Raw genomic sequence first — 14,637 nt, forward strand, 5'->3', positions numbered from 1 at the left:
CTATGCTTACAAAAAATAATTAGTACGTAAGCTTTTTTTAAGTGAACAAAAAAACAAGCAGTTGCCTGCTTGTTTTTCGGGTACTTTTACTTACATAAAAATATTCGGACTTGTTATTCTCCTTTAAAAGTCCCTGCTTCAACTTGACTGATAAAGTCTGCTAAATGCTTGTAATAAACAGCCGGGTTATCAACCATATGATGATGACCACCATCAGGAGTTGTAACTAAGCGGGAATTCGGAATCTCTTTTTGCATAATTTTGGCGGTAGCGATTGGCATCGTTTCATTTTCGCCAAAGGTTAACAAAGTTGATACTTTAATATTTTTGAGCTGATCTCTAAAGTGCCAGTCTTTTAGTTTGCCAGTGATTACAAACTCATTGTCACCTTGAAAAGCTTCATATACAGCAGACCCGCCAATATCCTTTAGGTGATATAACTTAGACGGCTGTTTGCGGTCAACAAAGTTAATGTTGAGAATGTTAACATCTTCTTGATAGCGGTCATTGCCATAATCGTTATTGTTTTCGCATTCATGCATGAAGTCAATTTCAGTTTGCGGCAAAACTTCTTGACGGCGACGATTCACGGCTTTAACGTAATCATCAATATCATCGACCATTGAGGAAATAATCGCGCCCTTTAGGTGCTGACCATATTTAACGGCATATTCTTGTACTAAAAGACCGCCCCAGCTTTGACCAATCAAATAAAAATTGTCTAAACCCAGTTTTTCACGTACCTCGTCAACTTCATCCAGGAAGTATTCATATGTTAGATACTTTTTAGCAATTTCCGGATCAGAATAATCGGGTTGATCAGAATAAAGGGAACCAAGCTGATCATACATCGTTACTTGTACATCCAAGCCCTGCTTTTTTAATTGATCGGCAGTATCTTCCCAATATTCATGGTTTCCTCCGGGGCCTCCATGTAGAGCCAGTAAATGAATTTTGCCTTGACCCTGAGTGTTTGTCCATAAATGATAGCCATTATCCAGCGTAATAATTTTGGTACCTGTTTTCATATTTTTCTCCTTTAATCGTTATCAACTAGTCTCTATTTTAGCTCATTATAATTGAAAGAAAAACCAATCCCAAAAATGAAAAGTAATTTAAAGTAATGCCTAAAATTAAGCGATTACATGTTACAATTAGTTTAGTATTTAAAATAAAGATTAAGGAGAATAAAATGGCTGAACCCAAATGGTTAAAAGATATGGATGCTAGCGAGTATTTAAAAGAAGATTTTGATGCAAAAGGCAAAAGTCGCTATACAGTAGAAGGGCTTGATAAGAAAGACCCAGATTGGCTTGACAAAGCAGCAGAAAAAACTCACGCTGCAACAGGAGATGATTATGTTAAGCTTGATAGTGGGCTGTTAACAGTTAACCAAATAAACTGGATGCTACGCAACACGATTGGAGAACTAACTTTTGTGGATGATAATAACCAGTTCTTATGGTACAATCGTCCGGTTGATCCTAATGTGAAGATGAAGGCCAAAAGAGTTCCTGCGCAAGTAGGGAACACAATGGGCGAAGTTCATCCGGATGTGCGTGATGTAATTCCGGAAGCTAAAAAAGTTGTTCATGCACTGCGCACTAAAGAGAGTGGGCATGATACTGTATATATGCCAGTACCTACTGGAAATCTTAAGGAACTGGTTTTGCATTATTATAAACGCGTTGAAGATGATGAGGGCAATTATGCCGGTATTTATGAATGGGTACAAGATCTTTATCCATTAGTAAAATATTTCTGTGAAACTACAGGACAAAAATTGGTCGTTGACCCGGATGCGACAACCGGTGCGACATATAGACGCAATTCAGATCCTGATGCAGCAACAGGTGCGTCAACTAAAGCTGAAGCAGCAAAAGAAGAGGCTGAAGCAGAAACTGAGTCTGATGCAGCAACGGGTGCTTCTCAAAACTAGAAATAAATTGAATATTAATAAGCAGTAGTTAGACAGGTTCTAACTACTTTTTTGTTATACTAATAATATGTAGGCTTATAAACATAGTTGAATAAGCTTAAAAGGAGGAATTAGGTATTTTTAAGGTTTATTTGGTAAAAATAAGAAAATAATTAACTGGCAATTTTACGCTAAGTTAGTTATACAAAAATTAGAATAAAGTATTTTGATAGAGGTAATTATGTTATGACTTTTTACACACTTAAATATATCCAGCAAAATCAAAACACTAGCAGAACCATTCTCTATGTGTTGATTGCTGCTGCAGCATTGACCATGATCGCTTTCACTGTTCTTTACCTGCGCCACAGATTTGACACCCGCTACCGCGATTTGGGCATCATTGCGCTCTTGTTTTTACTTTTATTTATGGGAACGCAATATGAAAAATACGTGCAAACCAATGTGGTGAAATCACAGTCTGAGCAGATTGCGCCATTTATTAAATCAGTCGCTAAAGATCACAAAGTACCTGTTTCAGATGTGATGGTCAGCTCTACCACTTTGCAAAACGGTTTAATTGTCAGGGTTGACTCTAAGGACATTGACTATCAACTAGAATTAAATGATGATAATAATTCATATTCTTTAAAGCAGGCTCATGTAATTAATCACGAAGTCAATGTGAAGAATTAGGAGGAAAGCAATAATGAATTATACGCAGCTTTTTATTAAATTTGCCTTAGGTGTGTTAACTTTAATTTTTCAAATAAATGTTTTTGGCAAGAGCAACATTGCTCCGACCACTGCTTTAGACCAACTCCAAAATTATGTTCTTGGTGGCATCATTGGTGGGGTTATTTACAACGCTAATATTTCCGTTTTGCAGTTTCTGTTGGTTCTGATTGTTTGGACTTTAGTGGTCTTCATCCTAAAATTTGCCAGAGAACACAGCAACTTTATCCGCAGCTTAATTGATGGCAAACCAATTCAGATAATTAAAGATGGTCAGGTTTTATCCCGCAATTGCTTGTCTGCTGGGCTTTCAGCCAATGAATTAATGTTTAAACTGCGCAGTCAAGGCATTTATTCAGTTGATAAAGTGAAGAATTGCATCTTTGAAAAGAATGGTCAGCTGACGGTTATTAAAAAGGATGAAAAAAATGTCCGTTTTCCTTTAATTAATGATGGTCAAATCAATGAAGATGTGCTTGAATCTATTAATAAGGACGATAAGTGGTTAGAAGAGCAAGTGAAGCAAGCTGGTTATAATGATGCCAGTGACATTTTCTTAGGTGAAATTGAAGATGGTAAGCTTTCATTTACAGGTTACAATCAAAAATAGAGAAGAGAATTAGATGGAAAATTTGAATAAGGCACGAGAATTAGTGCAAAATGCGGCAGTTGTAGTTGTTGTTGCTGGCAACGGCCTAGCTAAAATTGAAGGACTTGATCTGCTGGGTCAGCAAGATTTTGAGCAGAGTTTTCCCGGACTTGTTCAAAAGTATGGTGTTCACTCAGTCGGCTTTGCGCTTGATCAGCACATTTCCTCTTGGTCAGAAAAGTGGCAGTTATGGTCAAACCTTATTCAAAAATATTCCGTTGATTATCATCCTAGTCAGACTTTAAAACAACTTCTGCAGTTAATTGGACATAGACCATATTTCGTTGCTACCTCAACTTTTGGTCACTTTTTTGAAAATGCGGGCTTTAACACTAACCGCATTTTTAATGCTTTTGGCGATTGGACTAAAGCGCAATGTTCGAGTGGAATTAATCACGGACTGCGAAATTGCCAGAGTGTCATCCAAAAAATTGCTGGGAAAAAGCCGGATGAAGACATAGAAAAATTGGTGCCAAAATGCGAAGTATGTGGTCAACCATTGGAAATACACATGCCTCTTAATGATCATTTTTATCCGGAAACCGAAGCCAACACTCGTTTTCGCTGGTTTTTAACCGGTAATGAAGATAAAAAGACTGTCTTTTTGGAACTGGGAGTTGATGAAACGAGTCCGCAGCTGCGGGAGCCAATTGAACATTTAGTGGCAGAATTTCCGCAGTGGTCCTATGTGGCGGCTGACTTTAAGCAGGAAAATTTATTACCGGAAATTCAGGAACGCAGCGCCGGTACAAATGCGGATGCAGCAAGTTTAATTAATTATTTAGTGACGGAGTAACTAATTTTTTATGAGTATTTATGTAAAAAACGGCGTACTACATGTTTCTGGCGTCCAAGATAAGATCCGGGGCAAGGGTCAAGAATGGCCTGATTTTATTTCCGACTATACAATGCTTGATATTGAGACCACCGGCTTAAATCCTTATCGCGATCATGTGACCGAACTAGGTGCAGTTAAAGTCCGAGCCAACCAGGTAGTAGATGAGTTTAGTCAACTGGTTGTTTATCCGCGCTCAAATCATGTACCGCATTTTATCACTAAGTTAAATGGTATTACCGAAGAGATGCTTCTTAATGAAGGCAAGCCGATAAAAGAAGCAATGACGGCTTTTCGCACATTTATTGGTAGCGATATTATCATTGGCTATAACGTCAATTTCGATCTGAATTTTTTGTATGATTTGACCCAAAAATTTCATTTACCTAAGTTAAGTAACGATTATGTCGATGTATTGCGCTTAGCACGCGTTTATTATCCGCAGCAGCATAATCGTTTACTGGACTGTATTCAGCGTGCCGGGATTGCACAAGTAGAACAGCACCATGGCTTGGCAGACTCACTTGATACTAAAAAAGTTTATGATGACTTTCGCCAGCATTTTACGCCTGAACTATTGCAAGAAGCGCAAGGCAAACTGAAAAACATTGATTTGCTGGAGGAAGAACTGGAAGTCTGGAAATTAGGATTTCGTAATCCGGTTAATAATAAAAAGATTGCTTTTGCTCCTGAGATCGAAATGAATAGCGCTGAAGCTGCTCAAATGGTTAATAATATGAATGGGGTAGCCCAAACTGGTGTCAAAGCTGATACAGACTATTTAATCATGAGTGATGATGGCTTTTTTAGTAAAAATAATCCGGAAACATTGAAAGCAAAGGAATATAATCATGCTGGTAGCAAGATTAAGCGCTTGTCCGAAAGCTACTTTTTGAATATGCTGGATGAGTGGGCCAGAAGTTAAAATTAGAGGCAGGGCATTATCAACCTTGCTTTTTTATTGTTCCTGTTGCAAACAACAGTTCGATTAGCTATACTTAATTATTATTAAACAAGGAGCAATGTGAATGGCACGCAGGAGGAGCAGACGAAAAACTAAAACAACTAACGGAGATTTCTGGGCAATAGTTATTATTATCCTGTTCTTGTTGTGGTTTGTTTCTACCAAAGGTGGCTCAGACCCAAGCGGGCACCAAACAATGAACAGGATCACCCGCAGCGACCGGCAGAAAAGTAATAAAATTAGTAAGGCTAAACCCGCCAACAAGGTTTATGGTGGTCTGTCACATGAAGATTACCAAAAACTGGCTAATTTAAACTTTAAAAGTGGTGGTTCGTCTTACATAACAGTCAATAATGACCATTCAACTTTAATCAAAAATGCCTGGCGCGTTAACAGAGTTATTTATTCCGACTTAGATAGCTTAAATCGGACATCTCATTCTAATACGGCCTTTTTGCAAAAACGTAATGTTGCTAATGACAGTCTAAGGGTCCGTCAATTCGTTGAGCCGACTGGTTGGCATTATAACCGCCGCAATGGTACGCAAATTTATAATCGAGGACATCTGATAGCTTATTCAGTTTCTGCAGGCATTGATCTTGCAGGTGATTTTAATCCGCGCAATTTGTCGGGCGACCAAAATAACCCCAAAAATCTGTTCACACAGTCCGCTTTTTCCAATCAAAGAATTCAAACAATGTTTGAGAGTCGCGTTCGTGTGGCACTAAGACAGAATAAAAAAGTGATTTATCAAGCTACGCCTATTTTTCGGGGTACAGAATTAATGGCCCGGGGAATTAATTTACAAGCGGTGTCGACTGATGGTGAGCTTGATTTTAATGTCTATTTGTTTAACGTTCAACCTGGTTATTCCTTTAACTATAATAATGGCCGGGCCAAAGTTGATCATGAGATTTTTGTGAAAGATAATTACTAGTTTTTGACTAATGGCAAAAATAATATTAAAAAAATAGTCAAATGTTCGGATAAAAAATTAATTAATATATACAGAGATTAAAATAAGCGATAGTAAGATTTAATATCGTTTTTTTCTCTAAAGCAAAATTATAAAACAAGAACAATAAAACTATTTTTAAGTTCATAATTAGTGATTTGCTTAATAAATACGAATAATTAGTAAAAAAGCTTGCTTATGATAAGATAATTACGAATTTTAATGAAGCAAATTAGGTTGTGTTCTTAAACTTTTTAGCATAAAATTAAGAGAGTAAAAAAAGAAATAGAGATTATAGTGGTGCGAGTTAATGGATAACAATAAATTTGTTGAAGTGAAAAACCTGCGGAAAGTTTATGACAATGGTCATGAAGCAATTAAAAACGTTAGTTTTTCGGTTAAAAAAGGAGATTTAGTTTGCTTGCTGGGGCCTTCTGGTTGCGGCAAGACAACAATTTTAAATATATTGGCCGGCTTACTTAATCCAACGGAGGGCGATATTATCTTTAACGGTAAGTCGGTAGTAAAAGTTGCACCTAAGGATCGACATATCGGCTACGTTTTTCAAAATTATGCATTGTATCCTCATATGACAGTTTTGCAAAACGTCATGTTTCCTCTGATTGTAGGTGCTAACAAAAAGCCTAAAGCAGAAGCCCAAAAAATTGCCACTAAATACATGGAGTTGACCCAGATTACAGAACTGGCTGATCAAAAGCCGGGTAATTTGTCTGGTGGTCAGCAACAGCGGGTAGCAATTGCCCGTGCTTTGGTGCAAGAACCGCAAATTTTACTGATGGATGAACCTTTGAGTAATTTGGATGCCAGACTGCGTCTGAAGATTCGTGAAGAAATTCGTTCATTGGTTAAGTCTGTTGGCATAACTACTTTATTTGTTACTCATGATCAAGAAGAAGCCTTGTCTATTGGTGATAAAATCATCCTCTTTAATGATGGTGTTATCCAACAAGATGATTTAGGGCAAAACTTTTACTTGGAACCAAATAATTATTTTGTGGCCAACTTCGTTGGTAATCCGGTAATTGATAATTTTAAAGTAACAAAAACTGCAAATGAATTAAAGTCAAGCCAATTTACGATAGATCTCGCCGATCTGGAGCAGTCACGTTTTAAACGGGAAATACCAGACGGTGAGTATATCTTGTCTGTTCGACCCGAAAATATTGTTCCTGATCCTGATGGCCTGTTTGAGACTACGGTAGACGATATTGAACTAATTGGACGTGAACGTATTTTAAAATTTACATTTGATAATGAGCAAGTGCGTTCCCTAATTAATCTCGAAACTCCAATTAGAAGGGGCGATCAAGTTAAACTTAAAATGCGATTTAATCGGGTATTTCTATTTACCCCTGAAGGAGAGCGTGTTTACTGATGAAGACAAATCAAAAAAAGGCTTGGCTTTTTTTAGCGCCAACTATCATCTTTGTCACCTTGTTTAGTATTTACCCTATTTTGCGTGCATTTAGCATGAGTTTTCAGGGTGGTTCCTTAATTGACTTGCACTGGAATGGCTTTAGCAATTATCAGTATATTTTTAACGACCCAGAATTTTGGCTGGCCATTAAAAATACAGTGCTATATGCTGTTATTTCAGTACCTGTGGGTCTAGCAATTTCAATCATGCTGGCATGGATTATTTTTGACAAGATTAAGCATAAGTCCTTCTTTGAAACCACCTTTTTTATGCCTTATGTTACCTCGACAATTGCCATCGGGATTGTCTTTCGTTATATCTTTAACGGTGATTACGGCATGTTAAACTTCGTGCTCAGGTGTCTGCATTTACCGGCTCCTGACTGGATTGACGATCCGGCAATGTCATTAACTACGATTATTATCTTCGGAATATGGTCATCTTTAGCATTTAATATTGTCATATTAATGGGCGCGCTGCGTAATATTGATCCTAATTTTTATACCATTGCTGACATGTTTGGAGCAAGTGGTCGCGATAAATTTTGGCGAATTACGATTCCGCAATTGGTACCAACTATTGCCTTTTTACTAACAATGAATGTGATCGGGGCTTTTAAAATTTATACCTCGGTTTATGCACTTTTCAACGGGCAAGCCGGAGTAGGCAATTCAGGAACAACTGCGGTGTTCTACATTTACAATAAGTTCCAAATTGTCGGTACTCCCGGTGTTGCCATGGCGGCAACCGTAATTTTGTTCCTGATTATTTTATTTGCGACGTTCTTGCAACGGAAAATGATGAAGAAGATAGGAGAAAATTAAATGAAACGAATTCGTTTAGGAGTCTTATTCAGTTACATTATCTTATTTATCTTTGCCGTTATCACTGTTTTTCCATTCATTTATATGATTTTAGGCGGCTTAATGAGTTTCCAGGAAACCACTTCGATTCCGCCGACACTAATTCCCCACCATTTTGAGTGGTCTAACTATGCCAAAGTATTCGCTCGTGCGCCTTTTGGGCGCTACTTCTTCAACACGGTTTTAACAGCTAGCGTCACCACGATTGTCAGTCTGTTTAACTCATTACTCGGCGCTTTTGCCATGGTTAACTTGCGCTTTAAGGGCAAGGGCTTAATTCAAATGGTGCTTTTGTCATTATTAATGGTACCTGGTGAAGCAATTATTTTTACTAACTACAACACAATTGCTCATATGGGTTTACTTAACACTTATGTAGGATTGGTTTTGCCATTCTTGACTTCAATTTTCTATATGTATTATTTACAAAGTTATTTTGGTTCAATCTCAGATACGATTTATAAAGCGGCTATGATTGATGGTGCCAGCGATTGGGACTATATTTGGAAAATTTTAGTACCGATGTCAAAAGGCGGCTTGTTTACAGTTGGTCTTTTAAGTTTCATCTCTGGCTGGAATTCATTTCTCTGGCCATTGCTGGTTACAAATGAAGACACTATGAGGCTGCTTAATAACGGCTTGTCGGCCTTTGCATCTGATGCTGGTAGCGAAACGCAATTGCAACTGGCTGCTGCTACCCTGACTGTCTTACCAATTTTAATCTTGTACTTAATCTTTAGAAAACAGATTATCAAGGGGGTGGTTCGTAATGACCTTAAAGGATAGAACCACCATTACGTTTTACAATGGTTTAAATACTATTGGTGGACCAATGATTGAGGTGGCATACCACAAATCGCACATTTTGTTTGATTTGGGTGAAGTCTACCGACCTGAGCTTAATCTACCTGACGAAAAATATCAGACTTTAGTGCAAAATGAGCTGATTGGTAATGTACCGAACTTTTATGATCCTGAGCTAACTGGTCAAGCAATTGATCATGAACGTTGGGAATGTGCGGCAGCTTACATGTCTCATCTTCACCTTGATCACAGCAAAGCCATGAATTTCTTGGCCCCAGAAATACCTTTGTATGCAGGGCCAATAACAGCTAAGATGCTGCCTGCTTTAAATGAAAAAGGAGACTTCCTGCTGCCGGCTGCAGGTCATGAAGCGAACTATACACGCCCAATTATTGTAGCTGAGTATCAAAAGCCAATAAAAGTGGGCGATATAACGATGACGGTGTGGCCAAGTGACCACGATGCTTATGGTGCTACTGGTCTGATAGTTAAAACACCTGATTTGGCAATTGCCTATACTGGTGATATTCGTCTGCATGGTTATCATCCTGACTGGGTTAAAAAATTTTTAGCAGCAGCCAAAGACTGTGATGTTTTAATTACTGAAGCAACCGGATTTTCTTGGCCAGAAGAAAAGCATGAGGAAAATAGCGAAGAATTTACTGGTCCTAAAAATGAGGCTGAATTAACTGCCAAATTTGTACAGTTGCAAAATGACAATCCCAAACGGCAAATTACTTTCAATACTTATCCGACCAATGTAGAACGGTTACTGCGCATTATTTCTGATTCACCGCGTAAAGTTGTTTTGCATGCCGCAAGAGCTCATCTGCTCAAGGAAAGTTTAGATAAGGACTTTCCTTATTATTACTTGCCAGGGGACCAAAAATTCGCTGATCTAAAGCCGGAACTAGCTGTTCATTACGATGACCTGCTAAATGATGATCACGAATTCCTCTGGCAAGCAGTTGCTGATTTCGACCACTTGCAAAAAGGTGGTTTGTATATTCACTCTAATGCAGAGCCATTAGGAGATTTTGACCCAGCATACCAGCCTTTTATGCAAAAGCTAGCTGAGCAAAATATTGCAGTTCAGGCGTTGCGTTGTTCTGGTCACGCTGACGAGCAAGAACTAAAACAAATTATTGCTTGGGTTCAACCACCAACACTGATTCCCGTGCACACATTGCATCCGGAGCTGGTGGAAAACCCATATGGTAACAGGATTTTACCAAAACGTAACCAAACTATTGCGTTTTGATTAATCATAAAAATGTTGTTTAGTTTTTATATTTGGGAGGTTTAACCAAATGAAGTTTAGTAAAAAGTTAGCCGCTGCTTTTGCTGTTGGCTTAACTCTTGTTGGTACTGCAGCTTGTTCAAATGGCGGAAGTAATTCTAATTCTTCCTCATCTTCAAGTTCAGAAAAAATTGCTAAAGTCAAAAAGACAACCAATATTGTCTTTTGGCATGGTATGACGGGTGTGCAACAATCTACTTTAAAGAAGTTGACACAAGAATTTGAAAGTAAGAATCCTAAGATCAAGGTTAAGTTGGAGAACCAAGGTGCTTATAATGACTTACAAGCAAAAATCAATTCTACTTTGCAATCGCCTAACAACCTGCCAACCATTACTCAGGCATATCCTGACTGGCTTTTTAATGCTGCCAATAAAAACATGCTGGTGGATTTAAAGCCATACATAAATAGTAAAGATGTTGGTTGGGGCAGCAGTGAAGCTTCTAATATTAAGTCTGCCCTTCTTGATGGTGCTAAGATTAATGGTAAGCAATACGGTATTCCTTTTAACAAATCAATCGAAGTTTTGACTTATAACGCAGACTTGTTAAAGAAATATGGTATTAAAAAAGCTCCTGCAACAATGGATGAGCTGAAGAAAGATTCACAAATCATCTACAATAAGAGCAATCATAAAGTTGTAGGTGCCGGTTTTGACTCATTATCAAACTACTACACATTAGGCATGAAGAACGAAGGCGTTGACTTCTCAAGTAAAATTGACTTTGCCGACGACACTTCAAAGAAAGTTATTAATTTTTATGCAGATGGAATCAAAGATGGTTACTTCAGAGTAGCTGGTTCAGAACATTATCTGTCTGGTCCATTTGCTAACCAAAAGGTAGCAATGTACATCGGTACTTCTGCTGGTGAAGGCTTTGTTAAACAAGGTGTGGGCAACAAGTTCACTTATGATGTTGCACCTCGTCCAGGTAAATACACCATGTCACAAGGTACTGACATTTACATGTTCAAGCATGCTTCAGCTGACCAAAAATCTGCAGCATTTACCTATATCAAGTTCTTAACTTCAAAAGCTAGTCAACTTGAGTGGGCTAATGCCACTGGTTATGTTCCAGTTAATCAAGCGGCTGCTGATTCAGCTGAGTACAAGGATACCAAGAAGCTTAAATTGCCAGCTAAACTTGAAGATGCAATGGCAAACCTTTACAGTGTGCCAATTATCAAGGATGCCGGTGCTGCCTATGGCAGTTTAAATCCAATTATGCAAAACATTTTAGCCGCCGCACAAAAGAAGCAAAATGTTAATGATGCAATTAAATCAGGTAAAACAAAATTTGATGCTGCGTGGAAACAATAAAAACTAAATAGCAATTTTTATCATAGAGCTTGTCTTAGTAGGCAAGCTCTTTTTGGTTTTACCATTGCGTTTTTGAGAAATTAATGGCTTGCACAATATATTTGTTTACTAATTGAATTTCTCTTTTTTTATCAGAATTTGCGGGATAAAGGATGCCATATGATAATTTTTGCTTAGATTTTAATGGCACGTAACGCAAGTCAACATCATTCTTGTCGTATAAAATGCTGGGTACAATTCCTAGCCCCATTTTTGCTCGCACATAAGCAATTATTACCGATGAGTCGATTTCTTCTTTATAATCAATATCAAAATTTTTGCTTTCTATAGTAAATTTGAGGCTTTCAATTCCAGGGAAATTGTCATTTCCATTCCATAAATAAATATTTCTACCAATTAAATCAGAAAAATCAATGTTATTTTTGGTAAATAAATTATCATCTTGAGGTATGACAACGGAAAAACCTTTTTTCAATATTTCTAAATAACGTGTATCCCTTTTTTCTTTGATTATGTCTTTCTGCATAATCATAAGGTCAATTGTCCCATCACTAATTAGTTTATTAAAGTTTTGTTCTTGTCCAGGATCTATGAAAACAGGTACTAATTCTATTTTGGTCATGGTATTAGTTAGTCTAAGAGCTAAGGGGAGCCACTTTCTTTCAAAAGGCAAATCTGTATATCCCATTTTTATTTTTATTCTGGGAATGTTTTTGTTTTTCCGTAAATTTTGAATAGTATCAGTAATTTCATTAACAGATAAAGTCATTTGGTTGTAAAAAATTTTTCCTTTTCCTGTTAATGATATTTTATGATAGTTTCTTTCGAATAATTTAATTTGTATTTCTTTTTCTAAATTATTGATATTCTTAGAAACAGTTGATTGAGATAAATACATATTATTAGCAGTCTTAGTAAAATTAAGCGTCTTTGCTAAAGATAAAAAACATTTTATTTGCGTAGAATTCATAATATACAATTCCTATTTGTCATAGTGGTATTCGGCTTTTAGTTAATCATACTTCTATCAATACTGTAATATCAAATAAAGTTGGAAAGGAAAAATTGAGGTGATTAATGACTGTTGCAATAAGTGTTATGCGGCTTTTTAGAAATAAATTAGAGAGGAAGATTTTGAATGAAAAAACTAGAATATGAGGTTATTGTAGTTGGAGCAAGTAATGCAGGTGGAATGGCGGCGGCAGCTGCTGCTGAAAATGGTGCTGATGTTTTAGTAATTGACAAAATGGGAAGTGCAGGATATCTCTATAGAGAAACAATTGCTGCTATCCATAGTAAGGCACAAAAAAAGTCAGGCGTAGAAGTTGATCGCAATGAACTAGTTAATTTTATTTCTACTTTTAATCAGGGGAATGTGGATCAAAATTTATTGAATACATGGGCTGACAACAGTTCAGAGATGGTTGATTGGTTAGATGATGAAATATTGCGCCCTAACGGAGCATATATTAAAGCAACTCCTGATGCTCATTATGAAACGGAGCGTAATCGAGCATTTCCAACTGGGAATGAAGTAACAGCTCCAGATGGCAAATATTGGCAAATGGGCTATGGCAAATGGGTCATAAAAAAGGCTGAAGAATATGGTGCCGAATTTTCATGGAAAACAAAATTAGAAAAACTTGTTGAAAAATCCGGACGAGTAACCGGTGTTATTGTTAAAGATATGGCTACAAGTAAAACGACCCTTGTAAAAGCAACTAAAGGTGTAATTTTATGTACAGGTGGTTATGGCTCCAATAAAGCCTTAATGCAAAAATGGAATCCGGTAGGTTTGAAAACTAATGTTTATACTGACAGTCAAAGGGATGATGGTTCTGGCTTAGTAGCTGCTTTGGAAATTGGCGCAGCCAAAGATGAAGAACCTGCTTCAATTGTTTTCAATAGGGGAGTGGTTCCAGTAGGGACTAACGCTGAAGACTTTTACGAAGTTGATTTAACTCCTCCAGATGATCCAGGATACTTATGGCTTGGATCATACCCAATGCTTAAAGTTAATCTCAATGGCGAACGGTTTTTCAATGAAAGTGCTCCTTACCAATTTCAAATGACTGCTTCTTCTAAACAACCGGGTTATCTGAGTGCGATGATTTGGACAGAAGAATCAATGACCGATAGCAACTTGAAAAAGTACCATACTTTAGGTTGCTCTCGCTTGGGTTTTCCTGGTATTTACAATGGGGCAGAAGCTCGTGAAGAAGTTCAGGATCGCTTAAAAGAAGGATTAGTTCAGAAAGCGGACTCTGTTGCTGAATTGGCTGAAAAACTGAGTCTGCCGAAAGCGAATTTGGAAAAAACAGTTGCAAGATACAATGATCTAGTAGCTAAAGGTAAGGATACTGACTTTGGTAAAGAAAAAGATCGTCTTATTTCTGTTGATCATGCACCTTATTATGGTGCTATTATAGGTGGTCGTTTACTTGCTACGCTGGACGGATTGAAGATTAATAGTAAGATGCAGGTTATTAATAAGCAAGGTGACGTTATACCGGGATTGTATGCTGCCGGAAATTGCTCTGGCGGATTTTTCTGGGGAATATATCCCGATCATGTACCAGGATTGACGGCTAGTCATGCATTGACATTTGGTCGTTTAGCTGGAAAGTATATTTCTAAATAACAAATTTTACTACTAAGTCTGCCTTTTTAAGGCAGACTGTTTTTATATTTAAAATGGAACAAAATAAAGACTTTATGAAAAATGTTCGGAATAAAGCGAACTATAAAATCAAATAAAGTAAAATATACAAATAAAGCCGAATTTTTGTATCTAAATTTGTTGTAATCTTACATTATTTGCTATACAATAAATGAGTATTAATGCTCAAACTATC

General features: G+C 37.2%; 14 protein-coding genes. 12 read left to right on the forward strand and 2 right to left on the reverse strand.

Going from position 1 to position 14,637, the window contains the following annotated elements; translation table 11 throughout:
• Positions 1-113: 113 nt before the first annotated feature.
• Entirely contained in the window at positions 114-1,028 is a 915-nt protein-coding gene (locus H3U49_RS05950) for a proline-specific peptidase family protein (protein WP_198180447.1), read from the reverse strand.
• Between the two features lie 164 nt (positions 1,029-1,192).
• Here H3U49_RS05950 and H3U49_RS05955 point away from each other — a divergent pair, with 164 nt between their 5' ends.
• The 11 genes from H3U49_RS05955 (at position 1,193) to H3U49_RS06005 (ending at position 11,782) form a co-directional block, all read left to right on the forward strand.
• Positions 1,193-1,939 (forward strand): PAS domain-containing protein, encoded by a 747-nt coding sequence (locus H3U49_RS05955; protein ID WP_198180449.1) that lies wholly within the window; start codon positions 1,193-1,195, stop codon positions 1,937-1,939.
• A gap of 225 nt (positions 1,940-2,164) precedes the next feature.
• Complete coding sequence (locus tag H3U49_RS05960) at positions 2,165-2,614, forward strand: DUF3290 domain-containing protein (protein WP_198180451.1); 450 nt, start codon at positions 2,165-2,167, stop codon at positions 2,612-2,614.
• 13 nt (positions 2,615-2,627) lie between these two features.
• The gene (locus tag H3U49_RS05965) at positions 2,628-3,263 is read left to right on the forward strand and encodes a DUF421 domain-containing protein (protein WP_198180452.1); all 636 of its coding nucleotides are present in this window, start codon (positions 2,628-2,630) and stop codon (positions 3,261-3,263) included.
• 13 nt (positions 3,264-3,276) lie between these two features.
• Positions 3,277-4,098: a Sir2 family NAD-dependent protein deacetylase gene (locus H3U49_RS05970; RefSeq protein WP_198180453.1), complete on the forward strand. Its 822-nt coding sequence runs from the start codon at positions 3,277-3,279 to the stop codon at positions 4,096-4,098.
• 10 nt (positions 4,099-4,108) lie between these two features.
• Positions 4,109-5,062, forward strand: coding sequence for an exonuclease domain-containing protein (locus H3U49_RS05975; protein WP_198180454.1), 954 nt, complete (start codon positions 4,109-4,111; stop codon positions 5,060-5,062).
• A 103-nt stretch (positions 5,063-5,165) separates the two neighbouring features.
• Entirely contained in the window at positions 5,166-6,038 is an 873-nt protein-coding gene (locus tag H3U49_RS05980; protein ID WP_198180455.1) for a DNA/RNA non-specific endonuclease, read from the forward strand.
• Positions 6,039-6,366: 328 nt separating this feature from the next.
• Positions 6,367-7,452 (forward strand): ABC transporter ATP-binding protein, encoded by a 1,086-nt coding sequence (locus tag H3U49_RS05985; RefSeq protein ID WP_198180456.1) that lies wholly within the window; start codon positions 6,367-6,369, stop codon positions 7,450-7,452.
• Positions 7,452-8,318 carry a carbohydrate ABC transporter permease gene (locus H3U49_RS05990; RefSeq protein ID WP_198180457.1) on the forward strand — a complete coding sequence of 289 codons (867 nt, stop codon included), beginning with the start codon at positions 7,452-7,454 and terminating at the stop codon, positions 8,316-8,318. The genes H3U49_RS05985 and H3U49_RS05990 overlap by 1 nt, the downstream gene beginning before the upstream one ends.
• Positions 8,319-9,143 carry a carbohydrate ABC transporter permease gene (locus tag H3U49_RS05995; protein WP_198180458.1) on the forward strand — a complete coding sequence of 275 codons (825 nt, stop codon included), beginning with the start codon at positions 8,319-8,321 and terminating at the stop codon, positions 9,141-9,143.
• The gene (locus tag H3U49_RS06000) at positions 9,127-10,422 is read left to right on the forward strand and encodes an MBL fold metallo-hydrolase (RefSeq protein ID WP_198180459.1); all 1,296 of its coding nucleotides are present in this window, start codon (positions 9,127-9,129) and stop codon (positions 10,420-10,422) included. Before H3U49_RS05995 ends, H3U49_RS06000 begins: the two co-directional genes overlap by 17 nt.
• 49 nt (positions 10,423-10,471) lie before the next feature.
• On the forward strand, positions 10,472-11,782 hold the full coding sequence (locus H3U49_RS06005) for an extracellular solute-binding protein (RefSeq protein WP_198180467.1): 1,311 nt from the start codon (positions 10,472-10,474) through the stop codon (positions 11,780-11,782).
• 58 nt (positions 11,783-11,840) lie between these two features.
• Here H3U49_RS06005 and H3U49_RS06010 read toward each other — a convergent pair whose 3' ends face one another.
• Positions 11,841-12,752, reverse strand: a complete 912-nt coding sequence (locus H3U49_RS06010) for a LysR family transcriptional regulator (protein WP_198180469.1) — start codon at positions 12,750-12,752, stop codon at positions 11,841-11,843.
• 168 nt (positions 12,753-12,920) lie between these two features.
• Between H3U49_RS06010 and H3U49_RS06015 the strand changes: the two genes are divergently transcribed.
• Positions 12,921-14,423: an FAD-binding protein gene (locus H3U49_RS06015; protein ID WP_198180471.1), complete on the forward strand. Its 1,503-nt coding sequence runs from the start codon at positions 12,921-12,923 to the stop codon at positions 14,421-14,423.
• Positions 14,424-14,637 lie beyond the last annotated feature (214 nt).

This window comes from Lactobacillus sp. W8174, from assembly GCF_016100975.1.
Classification (GTDB): domain Bacteria; phylum Bacillota; class Bacilli; order Lactobacillales; family Lactobacillaceae; genus Lactobacillus; species Lactobacillus juensis.

What these genes read in the sequence shown, in the direction of transcription:
- H3U49_RS05995 (WP_198180458.1), top strand. Translation starts at nt 8,319, where the DNA reads ATGAAACGAATTCGTTTAGGAGTCTTATTCAGTTACATTATCTTATTT.
- H3U49_RS06010 (WP_198180469.1), bottom strand. Translation starts at nt 12,752, where the DNA reads ATGAATTCTACGCAAATAAAATGTTTTTTATCTTTAGCAAAGACGCTT.
- H3U49_RS05985 (WP_198180456.1), top strand. Translation starts at nt 6,367, where the DNA reads ATGGATAACAATAAATTTGTTGAAGTGAAAAACCTGCGGAAAGTTTAT.
- H3U49_RS06015 (WP_198180471.1), top strand. Translation starts at nt 12,921, where the DNA reads ATGAAAAAACTAGAATATGAGGTTATTGTAGTTGGAGCAAGTAATGCA.
- H3U49_RS05990 (WP_198180457.1), top strand. Translation starts at nt 7,452, where the DNA reads ATGAAGACAAATCAAAAAAAGGCTTGGCTTTTTTTAGCGCCAACTATC.
- H3U49_RS05960 (WP_198180451.1), top strand. Translation starts at nt 2,165, where the DNA reads ATGACTTTTTACACACTTAAATATATCCAGCAAAATCAAAACACTAGC.
- H3U49_RS05950 (WP_198180447.1), bottom strand. Translation starts at nt 1,028, where the DNA reads ATGAAAACAGGTACCAAAATTATTACGCTGGATAATGGCTATCATTTA.
- H3U49_RS05980 (WP_198180455.1), top strand. Translation starts at nt 5,166, where the DNA reads ATGGCACGCAGGAGGAGCAGACGAAAAACTAAAACAACTAACGGAGAT.
- H3U49_RS05970 (WP_198180453.1), top strand. Translation starts at nt 3,277, where the DNA reads ATGGAAAATTTGAATAAGGCACGAGAATTAGTGCAAAATGCGGCAGTT.
- H3U49_RS06005 (WP_198180467.1), top strand. Translation starts at nt 10,472, where the DNA reads ATGAAGTTTAGTAAAAAGTTAGCCGCTGCTTTTGCTGTTGGCTTAACT.
- H3U49_RS05955 (WP_198180449.1), top strand. Translation starts at nt 1,193, where the DNA reads ATGGCTGAACCCAAATGGTTAAAAGATATGGATGCTAGCGAGTATTTA.
- H3U49_RS06000 (WP_198180459.1), top strand. Translation starts at nt 9,127, where the DNA reads ATGACCTTAAAGGATAGAACCACCATTACGTTTTACAATGGTTTAAAT.
- H3U49_RS05965 (WP_198180452.1), top strand. Translation starts at nt 2,628, where the DNA reads ATGAATTATACGCAGCTTTTTATTAAATTTGCCTTAGGTGTGTTAACT.
- H3U49_RS05975 (WP_198180454.1), top strand. Translation starts at nt 4,109, where the DNA reads ATGAGTATTTATGTAAAAAACGGCGTACTACATGTTTCTGGCGTCCAA.